Source organism: Azospirillum sp. UENF 111221 (assembly GCF_058780625.1).
This window is the reverse complement of sequence record NZ_JBSNCH010000005.1, coordinates 1,289,748-1,311,558: the sequence shown is the minus strand read 5'-3', so window position 1 is coordinate 1,311,558 and position 21,811 is coordinate 1,289,748. Positions and strand designations below refer to the sequence as shown.

Annotated in this window: 21 protein-coding genes and 2 pseudogenes; 8 read left to right on the top strand and 15 right to left on the bottom strand. The window is 69.2% G+C overall.

From position 1 onward, the window contains the following. The first annotated feature begins 58 nt into the window (after positions 1 to 58). Both ACWPN3_RS20755 and ACWPN3_RS20750 read left to right on the top strand, forming a co-directional pair. On the top strand, positions 59 to 1,378 hold the full coding sequence (locus ACWPN3_RS20755) for a gamma-glutamyltransferase (RefSeq protein WP_492261716.1): 1,320 nt from the start codon (positions 59 to 61) through the stop codon (positions 1,376 to 1,378). Between the two features lie 55 nt (positions 1,379 to 1,433). Beyond that, on the top strand, positions 1,434 to 2,597 hold the full coding sequence (locus ACWPN3_RS20750) for a pyridoxal phosphate-dependent aminotransferase (protein WP_109445601.1): 1,164 nt from the start codon (positions 1,434 to 1,436) through the stop codon (positions 2,595 to 2,597). Between the two features lie 51 nt (positions 2,598 to 2,648). On the opposite strand, the gene ACWPN3_RS20745 is transcribed toward ACWPN3_RS20750, so the two are convergent. Then, positions 2,649 to 3,386 carry an SDR family NAD(P)-dependent oxidoreductase gene (locus ACWPN3_RS20745; RefSeq protein ID WP_109445603.1) on the bottom strand — a complete coding sequence of 246 codons (738 nt, stop codon included), beginning with the start codon at positions 3,384 to 3,386 and terminating at the stop codon, positions 2,649 to 2,651. Between the two features lie 314 nt (positions 3,387 to 3,700). On the opposite strand from ACWPN3_RS20745, the gene ACWPN3_RS20740 reads away from it, so the two are divergent. Then, a complete protein-coding gene (locus tag ACWPN3_RS20740) occupies positions 3,701 to 4,936 on the top strand; it encodes a ChaN family lipoprotein (RefSeq protein WP_492241002.1) in 1,236 nt (411 codons plus the stop codon). A gap of 8 nt (positions 4,937 to 4,944) precedes the next feature. Here ACWPN3_RS20740 and ACWPN3_RS20735 read toward each other — a convergent pair whose 3' ends face one another. Next, positions 4,945 to 5,553, bottom strand: coding sequence for an NUDIX hydrolase (locus tag ACWPN3_RS20735; RefSeq protein ID WP_109445605.1), 609 nt, complete (start codon positions 5,551 to 5,553; stop codon positions 4,945 to 4,947). Positions 5,554 to 5,700: 147 nt separating this feature from the next. On the opposite strand from ACWPN3_RS20735, the gene ACWPN3_RS20730 reads away from it, so the two are divergent. The 4 genes from ACWPN3_RS20730 to ACWPN3_RS20715 all read left to right on the top strand — a co-directional run bounded on the left by ACWPN3_RS20730 (position 5,701) and on the right by ACWPN3_RS20715 (position 9,997). Then, complete coding sequence (locus tag ACWPN3_RS20730; RefSeq protein ID WP_492241000.1) at positions 5,701 to 7,161, top strand: DNA recombination protein RmuC; 1,461 nt, start codon at positions 5,701 to 5,703, stop codon at positions 7,159 to 7,161. An 82-nt stretch (positions 7,162 to 7,243) separates the two neighbouring features. Next, a complete protein-coding gene (locus tag ACWPN3_RS20725; protein ID WP_492240998.1) occupies positions 7,244 to 7,447 on the top strand; it encodes a hypothetical protein in 204 nt (67 codons plus the stop codon). A 176-nt stretch (positions 7,448 to 7,623) separates the two neighbouring features. Then, positions 7,624 to 9,648 (top strand): methyl-accepting chemotaxis protein, encoded by a 2,025-nt coding sequence (locus tag ACWPN3_RS20720; RefSeq protein ID WP_492240997.1) that lies wholly within the window; start codon positions 7,624 to 7,626, stop codon positions 9,646 to 9,648. Between the two features lie 148 nt (positions 9,649 to 9,796). Next, entirely contained in the window at positions 9,797 to 9,997 is a 201-nt protein-coding gene (locus tag ACWPN3_RS20715; RefSeq protein ID WP_247879685.1) for a hypothetical protein, read from the top strand. Between the two features lie 19 nt (positions 9,998 to 10,016). On the opposite strand, the gene ACWPN3_RS20710 is transcribed toward ACWPN3_RS20715, so the two are convergent. From ACWPN3_RS20710 to ACWPN3_RS20695, 4 genes are all read right to left on the bottom strand, one after another. Continuing rightward, positions 10,017 to 11,093: a hypothetical protein gene (locus ACWPN3_RS20710; protein WP_492240995.1), complete on the bottom strand. Its 1,077-nt coding sequence runs from the start codon at positions 11,091 to 11,093 to the stop codon at positions 10,017 to 10,019. A 171-nt stretch (positions 11,094 to 11,264) separates the two neighbouring features. Beyond that, a complete protein-coding gene (locus ACWPN3_RS20705; protein WP_109445615.1) occupies positions 11,265 to 11,486 on the bottom strand; it encodes a DUF1150 family protein in 222 nt (73 codons plus the stop codon). A gap of 91 nt (positions 11,487 to 11,577) precedes the next feature. Next, positions 11,578 to 12,054, bottom strand: a complete 477-nt coding sequence (locus tag ACWPN3_RS20700) for an Hsp20 family protein (RefSeq protein WP_098739184.1) — start codon at positions 12,052 to 12,054, stop codon at positions 11,578 to 11,580. Between the two features lie 125 nt (positions 12,055 to 12,179). After that, positions 12,180 to 13,340 (bottom strand): NAD(P)/FAD-dependent oxidoreductase, encoded by a 1,161-nt coding sequence (locus ACWPN3_RS20695; protein WP_492240993.1) that lies wholly within the window; start codon positions 13,338 to 13,340, stop codon positions 12,180 to 12,182. Between the two features lie 255 nt (positions 13,341 to 13,595). On the opposite strand from ACWPN3_RS20695, the gene rpsD reads away from it, so the two are divergent. After that, on the top strand, positions 13,596 to 14,210 hold the full coding sequence (gene rpsD, locus ACWPN3_RS20690; RefSeq protein ID WP_109445619.1) for a 30S ribosomal protein S4: 615 nt from the start codon (positions 13,596 to 13,598) through the stop codon (positions 14,208 to 14,210). A 102-nt stretch (positions 14,211 to 14,312) separates the two neighbouring features. Here rpsD and ACWPN3_RS20685 read toward each other — a convergent pair whose 3' ends face one another. The 9 genes and pseudogenes from ACWPN3_RS20685 to ACWPN3_RS20645 form a co-directional block, all read right to left on the bottom strand. Continuing rightward, positions 14,313 to 15,530: a PP2C family protein-serine/threonine phosphatase gene (locus tag ACWPN3_RS20685; protein WP_109445621.1), complete on the bottom strand. Its 1,218-nt coding sequence runs from the start codon at positions 15,528 to 15,530 to the stop codon at positions 14,313 to 14,315. Further along, on the bottom strand, positions 15,527 to 16,720 hold the full coding sequence (locus tag ACWPN3_RS20680; RefSeq protein WP_492240991.1) for a response regulator: 1,194 nt from the start codon (positions 16,718 to 16,720) through the stop codon (positions 15,527 to 15,529). Before ACWPN3_RS20680 ends, ACWPN3_RS20685 begins: the two co-directional genes overlap by 4 nt. 65 nt (positions 16,721 to 16,785) lie before the next feature. Continuing rightward, the gene (locus ACWPN3_RS20675; RefSeq protein ID WP_492240990.1) at positions 16,786 to 17,580 is read right to left on the bottom strand and encodes an ATP-binding protein; all 795 of its coding nucleotides are present in this window, start codon (positions 17,578 to 17,580) and stop codon (positions 16,786 to 16,788) included. A 5-nt stretch (positions 17,581 to 17,585) separates the two neighbouring features. Then, positions 17,586 to 17,891: an STAS domain-containing protein gene (locus ACWPN3_RS20670; RefSeq protein ID WP_109048956.1), complete on the bottom strand. Its 306-nt coding sequence runs from the start codon at positions 17,889 to 17,891 to the stop codon at positions 17,586 to 17,588. A 51-nt stretch (positions 17,892 to 17,942) separates the two neighbouring features. Then, positions 17,943 to 18,623, bottom strand: a pseudogene (locus ACWPN3_RS20665) (methyl-accepting chemotaxis protein); the annotation flags it as partial. A gap of 504 nt (positions 18,624 to 19,127) precedes the next feature. Further along, a complete protein-coding gene (locus ACWPN3_RS20660; protein ID WP_492261715.1) occupies positions 19,128 to 20,195 on the bottom strand; it encodes a protein-glutamate methylesterase/protein-glutamine glutaminase in 1,068 nt (355 codons plus the stop codon). Positions 20,196 to 20,198: 3 nt separating this feature from the next. After that, complete coding sequence (locus ACWPN3_RS20655) at positions 20,199 to 20,861, bottom strand: chemotaxis protein (protein WP_109445627.1); 663 nt, start codon at positions 20,859 to 20,861, stop codon at positions 20,199 to 20,201. 3 nt (positions 20,862 to 20,864) lie between these two features. After that, positions 20,865 to 21,242 carry a CheR family methyltransferase gene (locus tag ACWPN3_RS20650; protein ID WP_492261714.1) on the bottom strand — a complete coding sequence of 126 codons (378 nt, stop codon included), beginning with the start codon at positions 21,240 to 21,242 and terminating at the stop codon, positions 20,865 to 20,867. Between the two features lie 121 nt (positions 21,243 to 21,363). Beyond that, positions 21,364 to 21,786: pseudogene (locus ACWPN3_RS20645) on the bottom strand (protein-glutamate O-methyltransferase CheR); the annotation flags it as partial. Positions 21,787 to 21,811: the final 25 nt, after the last annotated feature.

The window sequence follows — 21,811 nt, the reverse complement described above, 5'->3', positions numbered from 1 at the left end:
CTCCGGCTTGGAACAGCGGACTCCCCCGCACGACCGGCGGAGCCCGCGACACACTCGCTTGCAAATCTGGCAACGGTTGGGCGCGGTTGCCATAGCTGCATCACTGCTGACAGGCTGCGTCAACACCAAGTTCAAGACCGATGCCACGGTGCAGAGCTTCGTCGTCGCCGACGAGCCCTATGCCGCCGGCGTCGGTCGTGACGTCATTGCCCAGGGCGGCAAGGCCGGCGACGCGGTCGCGGCGATGGCCCTGGCGATGACTGCCAGCCTGCCGTCGCGCGTCGGGCTGGCCGGCGGCGGCGTCTGCGTGCTGTTCGACGCTGCCTCGAAAAAGGCCCGCACCATCGATTTCCTGCCGCGCCCGGCCGGTGCCGGCGGTGTCGCCATGCCGGCGATGGCGCGCGGCCTCTTCGCCGTCCAGGCGGCGGCCGGCGTAATGCGCTGGGAGCAGGTCGTCGCCCCGGCCGAACAGCTGGCCCAGTTCTCCCCCGGTCTCAGCCGCGCGCTGGTGCAGGATCTCGGCAGCTTCGGCGGGCGGCTGGCGCCCGACTCGGACACGAGGCGGCGCTTCCTCGGCGGCGGCACTCCGGCGGTTGGCGCCGTGGTCGGCCAGCCGGAGCTGGCGGCAACCCTGTCGGTCCTGCGCCGCCAGGGGGTGGGTGCCTTCTACAACGGGCCGCTCGCCGCGACGGTGGCCCAGGGCACCGGCATCGACCCGGCGCAGCTGCGGGCCTACCAGCCGCGCGTCGGCGGCACGCTGACCGTGCCCTTCGACATTTCCGACCTGCATGTTCCCGACCTGAACGAGCCCGAGTTCGGCGCCGCCCTGGTCCAGGCCTGGAAGGCTGTCGCCTCTCTGCCGCCGGCCGAGCGCGCCACGCGTGCCGCGCAGCTGCTGGGCGCCACCGGCAAGGGGCCGACCGCTGCCGGGGCCGGCGTGATGGTGATCGATCCCGACGAGAACGGTGCGGCCTGTGCCTTTACACAGGGGGCGCCCTTCGGCACCGGCCGCGGCATTGCCGGAACCGGCATGCTGGTGGCCCAGGACGTGGACCGCGGCGGCTTCGGCGCGCCGGCCCTGATCGCCAACTCCATCATTGGCCGCACCCTGTTCGCCGGGGTCGGCACCGCCAACGGCGACGACGGCCCGGCGGCTGGTCCGGCGGCTCTGCTGTCGGTTGCCCTTCCCGCCGGCCTGGAGGACAAGTCCACCGCCGCCCAGATCCAGGCGGCCCGTCCGCAATCCATCCCCGGACGCGCCAGCTTCGTCGGCTGCCGGGTTTCGGTGGAGGATGGGATCCGCTATTGCCAGGCGGCGAACGATCCGCGTGCCGGCAGCCTCGCGTTGACGGTGGAAAGCGAGCGCAAGCGGGACTGAGTCCCGGACAATAATGGCCCGGCCCAAGGCCGGCGACAGGTAGAGACGGACGATCATGAGCAAGCAGCCCAAGGTTTCCAAGCGGGGCGCCATTCCGCCCTTTTTCGTGATGGAAGTGATGCGCGCCGCGGCCGAGCGCGAGGCCGCCGGCCTGGAGGTCCTGCACATGGAGGTGGGGCAGCCGTCCAGCGGCGCGCCGAAGGGCGTGGTGCAGGCGGCGGCCAGCGCGGTGGTCGGCAGCGATCCGCTGGGCTACACCGGGGCGCTCGGTATCCCGCCGCTGCGCGCCGCCATCGCCAAATGGCACAGGGACCGCTACGGCGTCGAGGTGCCTGAAGGCCGGGTGGTCGTCACCACCGGGTCATCGGGTGCGTTCCAGCTGGGCTTTCTCGCCGCCTTCGATCCGGGCGACCGGGTGGCGATGGCATCGCCCAGCTATCCGGCCTACCGCCACACCCTGACCGCGGCCGGCGTGATTCCTGTCGAGCTGCCGACCGGGCCGGAACATCGCTTCCAGCCGACCATCGAATTGCTTGAGGCGCTCGACGAGCCGGTGCAGGGGCTGATCGTCGCCAGCCCGGCCAACCCGACCGGCACGATGCTGAGCCGGGAGGAACTGACCGCCCTGTCCGACTGGTGCCGCGCCAACGGCGTGCGCATGGTGTCGGACGAGATCTACCACGGCCTGACCTATGGCACCGACGCGGTCACCGCGGCCGAGGTCAACGATCAGGCTCTGGTGGTCAACAGCTTCTCCAAGTATTTCTCGATGACCGGCTGGCGTCTGGGCTGGATGATCGTTCCCGACGACCTGCTGCGCTCCGTCGAATGTCTGGCGCAGAACCTGTTCATCTCGGCGCCGACGTTGAGCCAGGTCTCGGCGGTCGCCGCCTTCGACTGCACGGAAGAGCTGGACGGCCACGTCGCCCGCTATGCCCGCAACCGCGCGCTGCTGCTGGAGGAACTGCCGAAGGCGGGCTTCACCAAGATGGCCCCGGCCGACGGCGCCTTCTACATCTATGCCGACGTGTCGGACATGACCGACGACAGCGAGGCGCTGGCGAAGCAGATCCTGGAAGAGACGGGCATCGCCTGCACCCCCGGCATCGATTTCGACACCGCCCGTGGCCGCCGTTTCCTGCGCTTCAGCTTCGCCGGGTCGGAAGCAACCATCGCCGAGGCGGCGCGGCGGCTGATCGCCTGGCGGGGCGGGAAGTAGGACGTTTTCCGGTGGGGGCCTTCGCTGCGGCGGCCCCCGCCTTTCCCTCGTTCAGAACAGATGCTGGCCGCCGGTGATGAAGGTCTCCGTCCCCGTCACATAGGCCGAGTCCGAGCCGCACAAGTAGAAGATCACCGCGGCGACATCCTCCGGCGTGCCCATGCGCTTCAGCGGGATGCGCGGGATCAGCACATCATATTCCGGGCCGGTCATCGCCGTTTCGATCTCGCCAGGAGCCACCGCGTTGACGCGGACGCCGATCTCCGCGAACTCCACCGCCATTTCGCGGGTCAGGCCGGACAGCGCCGCCTTCGAGGTCGAATAGGCCGAGCCGGCGAAGGGATGCACCGAATGGCCGGCGATGGAGGTGACGTTGACGATCGCCCCTTTCCCCCGCGACAGCGGAGCGGCGAAGCCGCGGGCCAGAACCAGGGCGGCGAAGAAGTTCAGCTCGAACACCCGGTGCCAGCCCTCGATCGAGCCGTTCAGGCAGCCGAGCCGCTCCTTGATCGGCGTCTTGGGCGAGATGCCGGCGTTGTTGATCAGGGCGTGCAGCGGTGCGCCGTCCAGCGCCTTGTTCGCCTCCTCGACGAAGGCGGCGCGGCTGGCAGGGTCCGACAGGTCGGCCGGGATGTGGTGGGTCCAGTTGGGATCGCGGCGGCAATGGGCCGGCACATCCTCGCGCGAGCACGAGATCACGCGCCAGCCTTCGTTGCTGAACCGGGTGACGGTGGCGTGTCCGATACCCCGGCTGGCGCCGGTGAGAATGACGACTTTGCGGTGCGGCATGGGGGGCTGCGCTTCACGAATGATTGCGGTCGGCGGGGAAAGCGGACGCCCTGGGAACGGCCTCGGGAGTTCCGGATGGGAGGATCGAAGGCCCCTCATCCGCCGGTGGTCCACCGCCTGCGGCGATCCTACCCGCCGCCGCATCGCCTGTCATCCGCCAGTATGCCAGCTTCTCCCGGCTCCCCGGTCGGCTCCGGGGGCGGCATATGGCGCGGCGGAAGGCGCGGCAGAACGACGCAATCCGCGGCCTTGTCCATTGACGTTGCGTCCGGCAGCGCCAACCTTGGCGAATCCCCGCAAGACGGAGCCAGCCCTTGCCGCGCCAGCCCTTCCGTCCCCTTGCGTCCCTATTGCGCCGTCGCCTTGCCCTGATGACCGTCACGGCGCTGTCCATGACGGCGGCGGCCGGCTGGGCTGCGGAGCCGGTGCGGGTCGCCTGCGTGCCGCCCGGCGTCTGGGCCGACAGTGCCGGTGCTGCGGTGGAGCCGGTGCCGCTGCTGCGCCGCCTTGCCGAGGCGCCTGTGGTCCTGCTGGGGGAGCAGCATGACAAGGCTGACCACCATCGCTGGCAACTGCACACCCTTGCCGGCCTTCATGCGCTGAACCCCGACCTTGCCGTGGGCATGGAGATGCTGCCGCGCCGGCTGCAACCGGTGCTCGACCGCTGGGCAGTGGGCGAGATGACGGAGGGCGAGTTCCTGAAGACGACGGACTGGCGCACGGTCTGGGGCTTCGACCCGCAATTCTACCTGCCGATCCTGCAATTCGCCCGCCTGCATCGGCTGCCGGTGGTGGCGCTGAATGTGGAACGGTCGCTGATCGGCCGCACCGCACGCAACGGCTGGGCCACCGTCCCGGAGGCGGAGCGCGAGGGCGTCGGCAATCCGGCCGCCCCGACGGAGGCCTACCGCAACCGCCTGACCGAGACGCTGGCGGCGCACGATCGCTCCGAAGCCCGTTCCGCCGCACCTGCCGACGCGCCCGACAGCGCGGTCAAGCGCTTCATCGAGGCGCAAGGCGTCTGGGACCGTGCGATGGCGGAAAAGATCGCCGAGACCCGCCGCAACACCGGCCGTCTCGTGGTTGGCATCCTGGGGGAGGGGCACATCGCCCGCCGTGACGGCGTTCCGCACCAGCTGGCCGATCTCGGCATCGCCGATGCGGCCGTGCTGCTGCCTTGGGACGCCGACCGCGACTGCGGCGAGCTGGATGGCCGCATCGCCGATGCGGTGTTCGGCCTGGGGCCGGAACGGGAGGATGCGGAGCCGCAGCGCCCCAAGCTGGGCGTGCAACTCGACCCCGGTCCGGAGGGCATCATGGTGGGGGCGGTGAGCAGCGGCAGCGTGGCCGCGGCGGCGGGCCTGCGCACCGGCGACCGCATCCTGATCGCCGCCGGCATGCCGGTGCGCGCGCCAGCCGATCTGGTCGCGGTGATCCGCCGGCAGGCGCCGGGCACCTGGCTGCCGCTGACCATCCGGCGCGACGGGGCGGAGCAGGAATTGGTGGCGAAGTTCCCGGTGGACGGGGCAGCGCACCCGCCCCAACCCTGACCTGGCCCTTACAGCATCTTCTCCCACCGGGCGAGCGCGTCCGGCGTGGGGTTGACCGCAGGTGCGCAGTCGGAGCGGCCGAGCCGCTCATGATGTTCGCGCAGTGCCCAGACGACGGTGGGGAAGGCAAGCTCGTCCCAGGGGATGTCCTTCCACTCGAACAGGCCGACCTCCAGGCTTTCCGGGCCGGGCTCCACATCGGGCGAGAGCAGGCGGGCGCGGAAGATCATCTGGACCTGGCTGATGCGCGGGATGTCGTAGATCGCCAGCAGATGGTCGATGTCGATGCGCGCCCGCGCCTCTTCCCAGGCCTCGCGGGCAGCGCCGTCGCGGGTGCTCTCGCGCTCTTCCATATAGCCGGCCGGCAGGGTCCAGTAGCCCTTGCGCGGCTCGATGGAACGGCGGCAGAGCAGGATGCGGCCATCCTCCCAGGTCGCCACGGCACCCACCACGATCAGCGGGTTCTGATAGGCGATGTAGCCGCAGTCCGGGCACATCAGCCGCTCCCGATCCTCGCCGGGCGGGATGGCGCGGACACGCGGGCCACCGCAGTCCGGGCTGCAATCGTACTTGCCGTTATCGGGGGATTTGTCGTCGGGGAGAGTATCGTCGGGCATGGCTTCCGATATGGCGCGGCCTCCTTGGTTGGGCAAGCGGAGAAAGCGAAAGCCGGGCCGGCGCGGTCCTTGGTACGTTCGCGCCCTGTTCCAATTCGCGATTCGTTCCGATAGGCTGCTCCCATTCCAGAGCTGAGGGGATTTGGGGTGACGCAGTTCCTGGTCAACGGGATGGTGGTGGACGGTCTGTCGCTGGGCATCGGGCTGGCGGCCGGTCTGCTGCTGGGCGCCGCCGTCGCCTGGGCGGTGCTGCGCGCCGCTGCCGGCCGGGCCGAGGCGGCCGCTGCCGTCCTGCATGCCGAGTTCGCCACCCGCCTCGACCTCGCCGAGCGGACCGAGGGCGACCTGCGCGAGGAGATCGAGGCGCGCGACCACCAGATCGCCCGCCTGCATGGCGAGGTCGCCGGCGCCCGCGAACGCCATGCCCAGCTGTCCACCCGGCTGGAGGCCGAACGGACCGCGGCGGCGGAGAAGATGGCGCTGTTGGAGCGCGCGCAAGCGGCGTTGGCCGACAGCTTCAAGGCGCTGTCGGCGGAGGCGCTGCACCAGAACAACCGCAGCTTCCTCGATCTGGCGCGGGAGACGCTGGCCGGCTTCCAGGAGCAGGCGAAGGGCGACCTCGACAAGCGGCAAACGGCCATCGCCGCCATCGTCGATCCGGTGCGCCAGAGTTTGGAGGCGATGGACCGGCAGATCCGCGACCTGGAAAGCACGCGGGCGGGAGCCTATGAGGGGTTGAAGCAACAGGTGCTGTCGCTGGTGGAGACGCAGAGCGCGCTCAGGGCGGAAACCGGCAACCTGGTCCGGGCTCTCCGCACGCCGGCGGCGCGCGGGCGCTGGGGTGAAATCCAGCTGCGCCGGGTCTGCGAGATGGCGGGGATGCTCGACCACTGCGATTTCGTCGAGCAGGTATCGGTCGACAGCGGCCGGCTGCGCCCCGACCTGATCGTTACGCTGCCCGGCGGCAAGACCCTTGTGGTCGATGCCAAGACCCCGCTGGAAGGCTATCTGGACGGCATCCAGGCGGTCGACGACACGGTCAGGCGCGATGGCATGGTCCGCCATGCCCGCCATGTGCGCGACCACATGAAGCAGCTCGGCACCAAGGGCTATTGGGACCAGTTCGACGACAGCCCGGAATTCGTCGTGCTGTTTCTGCCCGGCGAGAACTTCTTCTCGGCGGCGCTGGAGCAGGACCCGGCGCTGATCGAGGCCGGCATCGACCATCGCGTGATTCTGGCAACGCCCACCACCCTGATCGCCTTGCTGCGCGCCGTGGCCTATGGCTGGCGGCAGGAGCGGCTGGCCGACAACGCCCGCGAAATCAGCGCGCTCGGCGCCGAGCTGTACAAGCGGCTGTCCGACCTGGGTGGCCATATGGACCGGTTGGGCGGGCAGTTGGACAAGGCCGTCGGCTCCTACAACAGCGCGGTCGGCACGCTGGAATCGCGGGTGCTGGTCAGCGCGCGCCGGTTCCGCGACCTGCATGCCGCGCCGGACGGGACGGCGGAGATGCCCCTGCTCGAGCCGCTGGACCACAGCCCGCGCCGCCTGCAGGCGACGGAACTGCGCGCGGTGCCACCGGTCGAGACCACCGCGGCCGATTGAGGCATTCCGACCGATGGATGCAGAACCGTCGGCGTGCTATCCCTGCGGCCTGACAGGTTTATAGATGCGATGGAATCCGCCGATGACTGACCATGCAGCAACCGGCCAAACGGCAACCGAACAGACCGTCCGCTGCGACCGCTGTGCCCACCGCTATCCCGCCGCCGAGGAAGGGTGCCCGCGCTGCCGGTCGATTCGCCGCACCAACGCCGTCATCGTGGCGCTGCTGGTGATGCTGGTGATCCTGGCCCTGGTTGGCTGGGTCGGCACTTTGGTCTTGACCTGAGATCTACGCCGGCACTTTGGATGGTCTTTGCGCAGACGTTGCACAATCTGCGGGCAACGCGCACAACGAAACATCATTGCTGTTTTCCCCGATAATCGAGCAAGTTTTTTGCTTGTCATATTAGGGTTATTTTGAGAAGCAACCCCATGCCGTCGTTTCTGCGCAGGGGTTGCATAATGCTGAGAAACCTCCGGATTGCCGCGCTTACCAACCTGTTCGGGGTGGTGGTCACGCTGGGTTTCCTGGCGGTGGTCGTCACCGGTGCGCTGGCGATCCGCGAGCTGAAGGTGGGCGGCCCGATCTACCAGCGCATCGTGCTGGGCAAGGATCTCATCGCCGACATCCTGCCGCCGCCGGAATATGTGATCGAAGCCTATCTGGAGGCGACGCTGGCGATGAACGACCCGGCGTCGGTCGGGCAGCGCCGAGGGCGGCTGGCGCAACTGCGCAAGGATTATGACGAGCGGCATGAGTACTGGCTCAAGGAGAGCTTCGAGCCGTCGCTGCTCACCCAACTGACCCGGACCTCCCACACGCCGGTGATGCGCTTCTGGACCGAGGTGGAGACCAAGTTCCTGCCGGCGCTGGCCCGCAAGGACGAGGGGGCGGCGCGTGCCTCCTACGCGGTGATCGCCGAGGCCTATGCCGCCCACCGCGCCATCGTCGACCGCATCGTCGAGGACACCAACCGCTACAACAGCGAGACGGAGGTCTATGCCACCGGACGCGAGGACCTGTTCATGACCGCGGTGTGGGGCGTCTCGGCCCTGGTGCTGGCGGTCGTGGTGCTGGGCGTGTTCGGCATCCGGCGCCGGGTGGTGCGGCCGGTGGGCGAGCTGACCGTGGCGATGCGGGCCTTGGCGCAGGGCGACCTGACCGTCGCCATTCCCGGGGCCGACCGCGGTGACGAGGTCGGGGCGATGGCTCAGGCCCTGCGCGTCTTCAAGGAGAATGCGGAGGAGGCCCGGCGCCTGCACCGCCTGCGCGATGAGGAGCGCGAGCGGTCGGAGCGCGAAAAGCAGGCAGCCCTGCTGCGCATGGCCGAAACGGTCGAGATCGAGGCATCGAACGCCGTTGACGTGGTGGCCAGCCAGACCAGCCAGATGGCCGGCAATGCCACCCGCATGGCCGAATCGGCCCGCGCGGTCAGCGACAACAGCCAGACCGTCGCCGCGGCCGCGACCCAGGCGCTGTCGAACGCCCAGACCGTCGCCGCCGCATCGGAACAGTTGAGCGCCTCCATCCGCGAGATCGCGACCCAGATCGGCACCGCGACCACGATGACCGGCGACGCCGTCGGCGCCTCGATCCGGGCCGAGGAGACCATCCAGCGTCTGGCCGAGGCGGTGACCCGTATCGGCGAGGTGACGGACCTGATCAACGATGTCGCCGGCCAAACCAACCTGCTGGCGCTGAACGCCACCATCGAAGCGGCGCGCGCCGGCGAGGCGGGCAAGGGCTTCGCCGTCGTCGCCAGCGAGGTGAAGCAGCTGGCCGGCCAGACCGCGCGGGCGACGGACGAGATCGAAAGCCAGATCGCCGCCATCCAGGCGACAACGTCCGAGGCGGTGCGCGCCGTGCGCGCCATCGCCGAGCGGGTGCGCGGCGTCGAAACCGTGTCGGCCAACGTCGCCGCCGCCATCGAGGAGCAGGAAGCGGCGACCGGCGAGATCGCCCGCAATGTCGTCCAGACCTCCAACGCCGCGCAGGAGGTGGCGACCCGCATTGCCGCCGTCTCGCAGGAGGCGACTGCGACCGGCGAGCGTGCCAACGAGGTCAACAGCCTGTCCGTGAATGTCGCCGCCAGCATCGACCAGCTCCGCCGCGTGCTGATCGAAGCGATCCGCACGGCGACGCCGGAGGTGAACCGCCGGTCCGCCCCGCGCTATCCGCTGAACCGTCCCGGCCGGCTGTCGGTGGGCGGGCGCGAACTGCCGGTGACGGTGGACAACGCGTCGGAGGGTGGCGCCCAGCTGAGCGGGCTGCCGCAGGAGGCATGGTCCGGTCTGGCGGAGGGGAGCGCGCTGCGCATCGCCTTGCCGGGGCTGGAGCCGGTGGCTGCCGTTGTCCGGGGGCTGGATCGCGGCGGCGCCGGCCGGCTGCATGTCACTTTCACCCTGTCCGGCGCCGAGCGCGACCGCTTTGCCGCGCAGTTCGGCCGCAGCGTCGCCGGGCTGGCTGCGCTCGACCGTGCCGCCTGAACGGTTGCGGCTGCCGGCTAGCGGCTGCCCTGCGGCGGTCAGGGAATAACCTTAATTATGACAGTGATTTCATGACGGTTCGGCGGTTGCCGGGTTCAGAATGGCGGCGGTTCCTGGGCTGCCCGCCCGTTCTGAAAGCCTCTGCGCCATGGTCGAAACCACCGCCTGTCCCTATTGCGGGTCCGATTACGGGCATGGTCCCAACGACTGCCCGCTCTGCCGGTCCGCCCGGCGCAAGGATCTGGTGGTGCGCTGCGTCATCGGGCTGATGTTCCTTGTCCCGATCCTGACGCTGTTCGCCACCATCCTGCTGGACAACGGCATGGGCAAGATGCTGTCGATGGACTGATGTTGGGGCTTGACGGGGCCTACATGTGCCCGGTGCGTGCTGACTGTTCCAGCGCCTTGATGTGGGACAGGCCGGGCAGGATCTCCGATTTCACGAATTCCATGCGGCGGTTGGGACCGCCGCCGCCGCGGGCGAAGCGGTGCTTCCACAGGTTCATCTTCACCGCCAGACCGCACAGCACACCGCCAATGGTGACGTGGTGCGAGGCAATCAGCTCGCGGATCGACCGGAAGGTGTCGGCGTTGATGTCGCTCCAGAAATCCTTGGAGCGGTTGTCGAAGCTTTCGAACCGGCCGGTGATGGAGGTCGCGATGTCGGTCAGGTCGCGGGCGATCTCGTCGAGCATGCGCATCTGGCGGGAATCGCGCTTGACCTCGGCGGAGCTGCGGATCTCCTCCATCCAGCTGACGAAGCGCTGAACCTCCGGCACGATCTCGTCCAGGCATTTGCGGAAATAGGCGAGCGACAGGAAGATGTCGCCATATTCCTCGAGGAATTTCGGGATGTCGTTCAGCCCGATGTCCAGCCGGTCGGCCATCATGCGCAGGTTGCGCAGGGCCTCGTCCCGGTTGGGGTTGGCGAACAGCTGGATGATGTCGGTCACGTCGGCGACCTGAAGCTCCTCCGTGCCATAGACATATTCCATCAGCGGGCGGGTGAAGACCCGCATGTAGCTGGTCAGTTCGGCCTTCTTGCGGTCGGACAGGGTCAGCGATTCGACGTTGTTGACGTCGATGTTCAACCGCCGCAGCTCGATCCGCGAGGAATAAACGTCGAAGCTGGAGGCGGCGCCGATCTTCTCCAGCTTCACCAGGTCGCGTTCGATCTCGTCCTTGTAGGATTCGAAATAGGAGGGGATGTGGCGGGGAGATACTTGGCCGCTGCCGGCCTGGGCGTCGCGGAACATCTCCACCACGGTCTGAAGCCGGACATTCTTGATCAGGCGCGCGTGCTGAAGACCAGGCGTTTCCAGCGGGATCGCCGACAAAGGCAGGATGTGAAGGGAGTCGCGGGCCTCGTCGTCCCAGGTCTTGCGCTGTTCAGTATCGGGCGTGGACTTCGCGTCCGCCGCCGTATCGCTTGCCCCACCGTCCAACCGACCGTCTCCCACTGCCGTCTCGCGTCCCGTGCCGGCGATTATCGCAGAGCGCACCTTACAACAGGAGTCAGGGCTGACAAGGATCGAGATGTGGCGGATTGCCGCACAACAGGCCGCGGCAGGCCGAGAGGCGCGGGTGTCCTCCTGCCGGCGCGCCGCGGCGGGCGGTCAGTGGACGCTGACCGGCTCCATGTCGTTCTGGACGATGGCGGCGAAGGCCAGCTCGCGGTCGGCGACGACGCTCAGCGGCGTGCCGTCGGCGGCGTGGATGGCGAAGGCGGCGGCGCCGTCCACCTCCACCGGGCGGACATAGGCGACGTCGCCCAGGCCGAAGCTGGCGAAATCCTGGGTCGACAGCTGGCGCAGCTGGCTGTGGGTATCGTTCATCATGGTCTTGGTCTCCCGCGGCTCCCCGTCATGGGCGGCCGCGCGTGCAGAGTATCGGGGGCGAGGGTATCAGGGAAGACAGCGGGAAGGGGGATCAGTCGTCCCGGCCGTCGGCGGACACGTCGATGGTGCGGGGCATCGCACCGGCGGCGGTCTTCTTCGGCTGTTCGATCTTGATCGTGCGGACCTTCGGCTCCGGCATCGGGCGGGTCAGGTCGATGTTGAGCAGCCCGTTGTCGAGCGAGCAGCCCACCACCTCGATCCCTTCGGCCAGCACGAAGCTGCGCTGGAACTGCCGCGCGGCGATGCCGCGGTGCAGATAGACGCGCGACTTGTCGTCGGTCTGGCGGCCGCGGATGACGAGCTGGTTGTCTTCGATCTGGACCGACAGGTCATCGGAGGTGAAACCGGCCACGGCAAGCGTGATGCGGAGGCCGTCGTCGCCGATCTGCTCGATGTTGTATGGGGGATAGCCTTCGGCCGAATTCTTGGCGATCCGGTCGAGCGTCCGCTCGAACTGGTCGAAGCCGAGCAGAAGCGGGCTGTTGAAGAGCGAAAGGCGAGTGGTCACGACGCATCCTCCTCACGACGGGAGCGAGTTGCGGAAGGTGGGCCCGTTTCCGGCGCCCGGCGGCTCGGCGGCCCAGCATCTACCGGCGCCGCCATGCCTATAGATTGGGAGAGCCGCGGCTGCGGTCAAGAACCCTGTGCGACTCTGGAATGGTTAAGAATCTCAGGCGCCTCGCCAAGCTCCATGGCCACCGCGTCGGCGATGGCAAGGCAGGAGGTCAGGCCCGGCGATTCGATGCCGAACAGGTTGACCAGCCCGGCCATCCCATGGGCGCCCGGTCCCTGGATCAGGAAGTCCGCCTGCGGCTGTCCCGGGCCGCTCAGCTTCGGCCGCACGCCGGAATAGGCCGGCACCAGCGCATTGTCCGGCAACCCCGGCCAATAGGCGCGGACCGCGCCGTAGAAGGAGTCGGCCCTGGCGGGGTCGACGGCATAATCGATGCCGCCATTGACGTCGCCCAGCCATTCCACGTCGGGACCGAAGCGGGCCTGTCCGCCAAGGTCCAGCGTCAGGTGGACCCCCAGCCCGCCCTCCACCGGCACCGGATAGACCAGCCGCGAGAAGGGGGAACGGCCGGCGGCCAGCGCATAGTAATTGCCCTTGGCCAGCACCCTCGGCGGCACGTGGGCGGCGTCCAGCCCCTCCAGGCCGCGGGCGACGGCCCAGGCACCCAGCCCGGCGGCATTCACCAGCGTGGAGCAGGCGATGCGCATCGGCTCCGCCCCGCCGACCTCCAGCTCGAATCCGGCCGCGGTGCGGTGGGAGCGCTCCAACGGGCTCAGCAGTGCCAGCATCGCCCCTAGGTCCTCCGCGTCGCCCAGCAAAGCCAGCATCAGCCCATGGCTGTCGATGATGCCGGTGGAGGGCGACAGCAGGGCGCCGACGGTGCGCAGGTTCGGCTCCCATCGCATCGCGGTGGCGGCGTCGATCTCCGTCAGGTCGGTGACGCCGTTGGCCGCCGCCTGGGCGCGGATCGCCGCCAGCTTCGGAAGCTGCGCCTCCTCCGTCGCGACGATCAGCTTGCCGATGCGGCGATGCTCCACCCCGTGGGCGGTGCAGTAGTCGTAGAGCGCGTCGCGGCCGGGCACGCACAGCCGGGCGCGCAGGCTGCCGGTCGGATAATAGATGCCGGCATGGATGACTTCGGAGTTGCGCGAGCTGGTGCCGGTGCCGATGGCCTCTTCCGCCTCCAGCACGATCACCTCGCGCCCCGCCTGCGCCAGCCGCCGCGCCACCGCCAGACCGACCACGCCCGCCCCGACGACCACGCACTCCACCCGTTCCATCGCCTCAGTCCCGCCTGCCGCTTGCGCCGCCGGGAAGGGGAGCGGAAAAGGGCGGGGCGTGCAAGAGGTTCCGGATATGCCGTCGGGCCCGCATATGCGTCAGGCTTGACTCGGCCGCGCCAATGGGTATTGTGCGCGCCTTCACCTCCTGGGAAAGCGGGCGCGCGCAATTTTTGACGCCCCGTCCGCCGCCTGAACAGGGCGGCCGGAACTACCGGGACAACATCAACTCGTGTCCAACGAGGCCTGAGAGCTATGAGCAAGCGTCAAGAGTCCAAATACAAGATCGACCGCCGCCTTGGCGTCAACCTGTGGGGCCGCGCCAAGAGCCCGCTGAACAAGCGCGAGTATGGCCCCGGCCAGCACGGCCAGCGCCGCAAGAAGCCGTCGGACTACGGTCTGCAGCTGATGGCCAAGCAGAAGCTGAAGGGCTACTACGGCAACATCGGCGAGAAGCAGTTCCGCCGCATCTATGCCGAGGCCGTCCGCCGCAAGGGCGACACCGGCGAGAACCTGATCGGCCTGCTGGAGCGCCGTCTGGACGCCGTGGTCTACCGCATGAAGTTCGCGCCGACCCCGTTCGCCGCCCGTCAGCTGGTCAACCATGGCCACATCCTGGTCAACGGCCGCCGCCTGAACGTCTCTTCGGCCCGCATCAAGGACAACGACACCGTCGAGGTGCGCGCCAAGTCCAAGCAGATGGCGCTGATCCTGGAAGCCTCGGCCTCCGGCGAGCGTGACATCCCCGACTATCTGGAAGTCGACGGCAGCGCCCTGAAGGGCCGCTTCGTCCGCGCCCCGCTGCTGGCCGACGTTCCGTACCCGGTCCAGATGGAACCGAACCTGGTCATCGAATTCTACTCGCGCTGATCGGTCGGCTCCTGCCGAACGCGAAAGGCCGCTCCCTCGGGGGCGGCCTTTTTGCTTTTGGGGCCGCAGCGTTCCGGTGTGGTCGGGCCGGCAGCCCGGCAGTCAGCGCCGGCGCGTCAGCAGCACTGCCGTCAGGTCGTCGTCGATGGGCCCGGTCGCCGTCAGGTCGTTGAGCAGGCCGGACAGCAGGGCGGCGTCGTCGGGCTCATGCAGGCGCAGGGCAAGCAGGGTGGCGAGGCCGTACTCGTCAAGAACCCCGTGGCTCTCAACGCCCTCGATCGGGATTTCGATGGCCGCATCGGAATAGAGCAGCAGGCGGGCACCGGGCGGCATCGGCAGCCGGCGGGCGTCGTAGGTGACTGTCGACAGCAGGCCGAGCGGCAGCCCGCTGCCGTCGCCCAACCGCGGCGCCTCGTCGCCGGGATGCCAGACCATCGGTGCCGTCGATCCGGCGGACGCATAGTGGAACTCCCCGGCCACCGGATCGATCAGCCCGGTCAGCATGGTGGCGAACTGGCCGCTGGGCAGCAGCCCGCACAGCCGGCGGTTCACCGTCTCCAGGAACGCCGCCGGGGTCAGGTCGGTGCTGCCGATCTGGCGGCAGATGGCGTCCAGCCGGAATGTGTTCAACGCGGCGCCGACCCCATGGCCGGAGAAATCGACCAGATAGACAGCGACCCGACCGTCGGGCCGCCGCTCGATTCCCCAGAAATCGCCCCCCAGTTCGGAGGAGGGTGCGAAATGCGCCTGGACGGCGATGCCGGTCGCCTCCTCCAACTCGGCCAGCCGGTCTGGACCGGGCAGCATCCGGGCCTGCATGGCGCGGGCCAGTTCCAGTTCGTTTTCCGTGCGGCTGTGATACTGCTCCAGATCGCGCAGCATGGCCCGCTTGCGCAGCTGGATGCGCACGCGGGCCATCAGCTCCACCGCATTGATCGGCTTGGTGACATAGTCGGTTGCGCCGGCGGCGAAGGCACGGGCTCGGTCCTCCGCCCGGCTCAGGCTGGACTGCACCAGAACCGGCAACGACTTCCAGCGCGGGTCGGCACGCAGGCGCCGGCACATCTCGAACCCGTCCATCTGCGGCATCATCAGGTCGAGCAGCACGAGATCCGGCTTGAAGCGCTCCATCAGGACCAGCGCGTCCTGCCCATCCTCCGCCTGCTCGATCAGGGTGATGCCGCCGCGCTCCAGCAGGGCCAGCAGAAGGTGACGGTTGATCCGGTTGTCGTCGACGATCAGCACGCGGGCGCCGGCCAGCCCGTCGACGACATCGCCCGCCTCGGCCGGAAGCAGGTCGGATGGCGGAGAATCGCTCATGCCGCCGCCTCCCGTTCGATCCACAGCAGCGTGTGGTCGTCGCCGCTGACCCGGCCCAGGGCGGAGCCCAGCGAGCGGACCACGGCGTCGAAGCCTTCACCCTCCGCCACGGCACGGCCGATCATCCAGCCGAGTCCGATCCCGGTCCCGCCGGCGTCCAACGCCTCCAGAACCGCGACGGAGTAGAGCGCCAGCACGCTGCCCCGCGGCAACTCCATCACGTCGCTGCGGTAGCGGGTGCCGGGCGCGATGCCGATCGGCAGGCCGGCGGCCGCACCGAACGACGGTCCGCCGTCGCCGCTCAGGATCATCGGCGGCGCCCCGTCCGCCGAGGCGTGGATGAAGCGCCCGGCCTCGCCGTCCACCACGCCATAGGTCATGGTGGCCTTCTCGCCCGGCGCCAGAAGCCCGGCGGCGCGGTCGTTCAGCGCGGTCATCAGGACGGCGGCGTCCTCGCCATGGGCGGGACCCAGCTCCTGGAGAAGGGCATGCAGCCGGAAGGCGTTCAGCGCCGCCGAGACTCCGCGGCCGGCGACGTTCAGCAGATAGGCGCCGAAGCGCCGCCCGCCCAGCGGCAGCAACCCCCAGAGATCGCCGCCGAGATGGGGCGAGATCACGCTGTGCGCGCGCAGGCGGCAGCCCGCGGCGGCGGCCACGGCGGCGCTCTGCGCCGGGGTCGGCAGCAGATGCTCCTGCATCGACCGGGCGATGGACAGCTCGGCCTCCACCCGCGCCCGATAGGTCTGAAGGCGGCGGATCAGCACCCGGTCTTCCAGATGGATGCGCACGCGGGCCAGCAGCTCCGTGCGCTCCAGCGGCTTCGACACCAGATCGGTGGTGCCGGCGGCAAAGGCGCGGTTGCGGTCCTCACCCGACGACAGTGCGGTCTGCACCAGGATCGGCAGGTCGGCCGTCTCCGGCATGGCGCGCAGGCGGCGGCAGACCTCGAACCCATCCATTCCCGGCATCATGATGTCCAGGATCAGCAGGTCTGGGATGGCGGCCTCGATCATCGCCAGCGCCGCGAACCCGCTGGCGGCGAAGGAAACCTGCCGGAAGCCCGCCTCGGCCAGGAAGGCGCCGATCAGCGTGCGGTTGAAGGCGGTGTCGTCCACCACCAGGATCGGGCAGTCCAGGACGGTGCAGTCGGGGATCCGGCACTCGCAGAGCCGGTCGCCGGAACCCTGCACATCGGAGCGTCCGGCATCCGATTGCGGGATCGCTCCACAGCCGGGATTATGCCAGCCATCCGCGGTCACAGCCGGAACCTCATGCGGATGCGGCGGCCGCCATCCTCGATCGTCAGCCCGTCGGCGATGGTGCCGATCAGGTCGAGGCCGCGGCCGGACGCTCCCGAGCTGGCGCGCGGGCCCGGGGTGAAGCCGGCGCCCTCATCGGCGATCTCCACAGTCGCCACCCGCCGGCCATCCTCCGCCGGGTCGATCCGGAGCGTGACGACGATGCGGCGGCCCGCCAGCACCGGATCGGCCAGACGGTCGCCCAGGTCGCGGGAAAAACGTTCCAGCTCCTGGGCGCTCAGCTCCTTCATGCCGGCGACACCCAGGTTGCCGTGGACCAGCGCGTTGCTGACCGCCTCGTGCAACGCAAGCTCGACGTCGTCGCGGCGGTCCCCCTCCAGCGGATGGCGGGCGCTCAGCGCGGCCAGCAGCCTGCCGCCAAGCTGGAGGTCGTGCGCGGTGGCCGTGGTCAGGTTCAGGTAGAGATCGCTTGTCGCCGCCTCCGCCAGGAATGGCGCCAATCGGTCGGCGGTATCGGAAGCCCCGGTATCGGTTGGCGGCTCGATCCAGGCGGCGACCGGCGGGAGCCAGAGCGCGTCGGACTCGGGGACGGCGCTCCCGTCTCCGGCCAGCAGGACCGCCAGCGGCGCCGGTCCGGCGGGCGCCTGCACCGGGGACAGCCGCAGCGCCAGCGCCAGCCGGGTCAGCCGGTCGGCCGCCAACCCCGGCGCCAGAAGACCGGCGAAGCGGGTGCGGCAGCCGGCGGTCTGGTCCGCCTCCTGTGTCGTGCCCTGGGTTGTCCCGTCGATCACCGGGATCAGTCCTCGATCGGAACGATCTTGGCGATCTGCGCCACGGTCAGCACCCGTTTGACCTGACCGGCGGCGCCGCGCAGGATGAACTGCTTGGCGGCGCGGTCCATCTCCTCCCGCGCGATCAGAAGCATGCCGATGCCGGCGGAATCGACGAATTCGAGCGACGACAGGTCGAGCACCTGGCGCTTGAGCTTGTTCTGTCCCATTTCACCGATCAGTGCCCGCAACTTCGCGTGGTCGTTGAAGGTCAGGCGACCGCGCAGGCGGATGACCGCCTCCTGATCGCGCACTTCGATGCCGTAGTCCATAGGCCCGTCTTTCCGCAAATATGGTTCAGTGTACAGGCGGGGGGCACCGCACTAGAAGAGTTCAATATCACCGCCGGCGCTGCTTCCCCCTGCGGCATCGAGGTCAAGCACGCCGTTTTCGTCGAGGGCCGTGCCTTCCAGCAGCAGCCTGCGCACGAAGCGCTCGCGCATCTCGCTCAGCGTGAAGCGGCTCATCAGCTGGTTCAGCCATTCCTGCGGTTCGCGCGCGCCGATGGCGGGCGGCACCTGGGCGCGGATCCGGGTTTCCAGCTCTCCCAGCCCGGCGCTCATGATGGCGAGGCTGTCGTTGATCGCCTCGATCCGCTGCTTGGTCAGGTCCTGGAACTGCATGCCGGTGATGACGTGCGCGATGGTGGACGACATATCGGACGACACCGACGCCGCCGTTTCCAGCACCGACTGGAAATGGTTGGTCTGCGCCACCAGGCTGTCCATCGTCTTGTCGACGCGTTCCTTGGCCAGCATCTGCGGCGACATGTCGGTGTTGGCGATCTGGCGCAGGATGTCGTGGCCGTTGCGCACGCCCTTCACCACGGCGGTGACGGTGCCGCGCATGCGGTCGGCCAGTTCGCCGGTGGAGCGGGAGAGGTGCCGCACCTCCTGCGCCACCACGGCGAAGGTCCGCCCGGCCTCGCCGGCGCGGCTGGCCTCGATGGTCGCGTTCAGCGCCAGGAAGTTGGTCTGGCGGTTGATGCCATCGATGTCGCCGATCGACTTCTCCAGCTCGGCCACGTCCTTCTGCACGTCGTCCAGCAGATAGACCATGCTCATGGCATGGCGCGACAGGGTGACGATGTTGGTCACCATGTCGGTGATCACGTCCTGCATGCCGACGACCAGCCTGTCGAGCGGCACCCGCTCGCCGTCGATGTCGACCGACCCTGCCGTGTCGACGATCTGGGCCACCCGTTCCGACTGCTCCAGCGCCTTCCGGGCCAGTTCGCGGAAGCGCTCCGACAGGTCGAGGGTGGAGGTCTCCACATGGTCCGAGGTGCGCGTCAGCTCGCCCTGCACGATGTCGAGCGTGCGGCGCTGCACATCGGCGAAGCCGAGCCAGGTGGACAGAAGCTCCGCGGTGACCGCGACCTTGGCGTCGCCGTCCGGCGTCGCGGAGACGTCCCGGGGCGCGGCATTCCGGGAGCCGGTCTGGACGGCGTCGTGGGCAGCGGACTTGAACATACTGGTGCTCCTTGGAAACTCTACCCGGATTCCCGATCAGGTCGGGGCGGTGCGGGGGCGTTCGCCGACGGCGTCGAAGGCGCGCAGCATTTCGGCGGGGATTTGGGTGAGCGGCAGTTCGACCGTGACCGCGCCGGCCTCCTTGGCGGCGCGTGGCATTCCATAGACGACGCAGCTCAATTCCTGCTCGCCGATGGTGAAGGCGCCGGCCTCATGCATCGCCTTCATGCCGATGGCGCCGTCGCGGCCCATGCCGGACAGGATGACGCCGACGGCGTTGTTGCCGGCCGCCTTGGCGACGGAGGCGAACAGCACGTCGACCGACGGGCGGTGGCCGCTGACCGCGGGGGTGTCCTGGATGTGGCAGATGAAGCCGGCGGTGTCGCGGACGATGGCGAGATGGCGGTCGCCGGGGGCGATCAGCACCAGCCCCTGGGCCGGCCGGTCGCCATGGACGGCGACCCGCACGGTGGGGGCGGACAGCCGGTCGAGCCGTGCCGCGAAGCTGGGCACATAGCTGGGGCCCATGTGCTGGGTGATGACGATGGGCGGGCAGTCGGCCGGCATGGCGGCCAGCACGTCGCGGATGCGCTCCACCCCGCCGGTCGAGGCGCCGACCGCGATCAGCCGCTTGCCCGAGCCGGCGCGCCGCGGCGTCGGCAGGACGCCATGGGTGGCAGCCGGGCGGCGCATGGTCAGGCGCGCGGTGGCGGCGACGCGGATCTTGGAGACCAGCTCCATCGCCGTCGCCTCGAAGCCCTGCCCGTCGGAGCTGCCGGGCTTGGCGACGCAGTCCACCGCCCCCAGTTCGAGTGCGCGGATGGCGGCGTCCGACCCCTCGCGAGTCAGGGAGGAGACCATGATGACCGGCGTCGGCCGCAGGGTCATGATCTTCTCCAGGAAGGACAGCCCGTCCATCTTCGGCATCTCGACGTCCAGCGTGATGACGTCGGGGTTGGTGGCCTTGATGACCTCGCGCGCTTCGAAGGGGTCGCGGGCGACGCCGGCCACCTCCATTCCCGCCTCCCGGGTCAGGATGTCCTTCAGCATCTCGCGCATCAGGGCGCTGTCGTCGACGATGACGACGCGGATCGGTCTGGGCATGGGTCAGCTCCCTTCCGGATCGGCGGGGGTGAACAGTTCGACGTCGCCCTCCTCGGGGGTCTGGCTCAGGTGCGTGATGAAACGCCGTTCGCGGGTGACGGTGTCGGCCGCCGCCTCCGGCCGCAGCAGGCGGCGCAGCGCACGTCCGCTGTGCGGGAAGTAATGCACCCGCCGGGCGGAGCCTCCGCCCAGATCGTGGCCCGCCAGCGTCAGCCCCTCCGTCTGCACATAATCCAGCGCGAAGCGGCTGTTCAGCCCGCCGATGTCGTAGCTCGATTCGATGACGCGGCCGCCGCCGAACAGCTTGACCTGCAGGCGCTGGCGTTCGGCACCGGCGGCCAGCAGCGCGTTGATCAGCCGCTCCATGGCGACCGATCCATAGCGCGCGGCCATGCCGGCCCCGTCAAGCTCGCTCGCCGGCAGGTCGGGCAGCATGAAGTGGTTCATGCCGCCGATGCCGCGCACCGGGTCATGGATGCAGGCCGCCACGCAGGAACCCAGCGTCGTCGCGATCATCAGGTCGGGACGGTCGCTGACCGCCTGCTGGCCCAGCCCGATCTTGACGGTGTCGGCGTTGAATTCCCGGTTGAAGTAGCGCCCGCTGCCCATGCGGTTGCGGAGCGTCGGGCTGGCTGGCTCCTGCCGGGGGAGGGGTTCGGCGTTCATCGCTCACTCCCTCCGGTAGATGGTCGGACCGGCCTGCCGGAACAGGTTCGACACGCCATACAGGCTCTCTGAGTGGCCGAGGAACAGATACCCGCCGGGGCGGAGCATCCGGGCGAAGTTTTCTATCACCTGCATCCGGCCACGGCGGTCGAAATAAATCAGGACATTGCGGCAAAAGATCGCGTCGAACGGGCCGGACATCGGCCAATGTTCCAGCAGGTTCAGCGGCTTGACGGTCACGAGGCGCTTCAGCTCCTCGCCCATCGCCACAGCAGGCTCGCCGTCCAGCCGGGTGTCGGTGGTGAAGCGCTGGCGGATCCCCGGCGGAATGCCGGTGGCGCCCGACAGCGGGTAGATGCCGCGCCGGGCGGTCTCCACCATGTGGGTGTCGATGTCGGTGGCGAGGATGCGGGCATCCCAGCGGCGCAGAATCCGCCCCCATGGCGGAAACCAGTACCATCGCCATGGTGTAGGGCTCCGGCCCGGAGGAGCAGCCGGCCGACCACAGCCTCAACCGCGGCTTCGGCTTGTGGGCGTTCAACTCCCGCAGTTCCGGCAGGACGGTGGAGGCGAGAAAGTCGAAATGATGCGATTCGCGGTAGAAGCTGGTCAGGTTGGTGGTCAGCGCATTGACCAGGAAGCCGATCTCGTCGGCCACGCCGTCGCTTTGCAGCAGGGCGCAATAGGCGTCGAAATCGGGCAGCCGCAGCTCGCGCAGGCGGCGCGCCAGCCGGGCATAGACCATCTCCGCCTTGTGCGGCGCCAGCGCGATGCCGGCCAGCTGATAGAGCAGGCCGGCGATCAGGTCGAAATGGTGCCGCTCGAAATGGAATTCGCGCGCGCCACCGAAAACCGCCGCCGGGGCGGCCGGGGGGCGCCGCAGCGTTTCGGGTTCGGTCAGTGAGGCGGGCGAGCGGTCGGTCATCGCGGCACCGGGGGCATCATCGAGA

Excerpts from the sequence above, each read along its gene's own strand:
- ACWPN3_RS20715 (WP_247879685.1), top strand. The coding sequence starts at position 9,797 with ATGGTCGAAACCACCGCCTGTCCCTATTGCGGGTCCGATTACGGGCAT.
- ACWPN3_RS20750 (WP_109445601.1), top strand. The coding sequence starts at position 1,434 with ATGAGCAAGCAGCCCAAGGTTTCCAAGCGGGGCGCCATTCCGCCCTTT.
- ACWPN3_RS20660 (WP_492261715.1), bottom strand. The coding sequence starts at position 20,195 with ATGCCCAGACCGATCCGCGTCGTCATCGTCGACGACAGCGCCCTGATG.
- ACWPN3_RS20685 (WP_109445621.1), bottom strand. The coding sequence starts at position 15,530 with ATGAGCGATTCTCCGCCATCCGACCTGCTTCCGGCCGAGGCGGGCGAT.
- ACWPN3_RS20735 (WP_109445605.1), bottom strand. The coding sequence starts at position 5,553 with ATGCCCGACGATACTCTCCCCGACGACAAATCCCCCGATAACGGCAAG.
- ACWPN3_RS20670 (WP_109048956.1), bottom strand. The coding sequence starts at position 17,891 with ATGGACTACGGCATCGAAGTGCGCGATCAGGAGGCGGTCATCCGCCTG.
- ACWPN3_RS20745 (WP_109445603.1), bottom strand. The coding sequence starts at position 3,386 with ATGCCGCACCGCAAAGTCGTCATTCTCACCGGCGCCAGCCGGGGTATC.
- ACWPN3_RS20695 (WP_492240993.1), bottom strand. The coding sequence starts at position 13,340 with ATGGAACGGGTGGAGTGCGTGGTCGTCGGGGCGGGCGTGGTCGGTCTG.
- ACWPN3_RS20725 (WP_492240998.1), top strand. The coding sequence starts at position 7,244 with ATGACTGACCATGCAGCAACCGGCCAAACGGCAACCGAACAGACCGTC.
- ACWPN3_RS20720 (WP_492240997.1), top strand. The coding sequence starts at position 7,624 with ATGCTGAGAAACCTCCGGATTGCCGCGCTTACCAACCTGTTCGGGGTG.
- ACWPN3_RS20650 (WP_492261714.1), bottom strand. The coding sequence starts at position 21,242 with ATGGTGGAGACCGCCCGGCGCGGCATCTACCCGCTGTCGGGCGCCACC.
- rpsD (WP_109445619.1), top strand. The coding sequence starts at position 13,596 with ATGAGCAAGCGTCAAGAGTCCAAATACAAGATCGACCGCCGCCTTGGC.
- ACWPN3_RS20705 (WP_109445615.1), bottom strand. The coding sequence starts at position 11,486 with ATGATGAACGATACCCACAGCCAGCTGCGCCAGCTGTCGACCCAGGAT.
- ACWPN3_RS20655 (WP_109445627.1), bottom strand. The coding sequence starts at position 20,861 with ATGAACGCCGAACCCCTCCCCCGGCAGGAGCCAGCCAGCCCGACGCTC.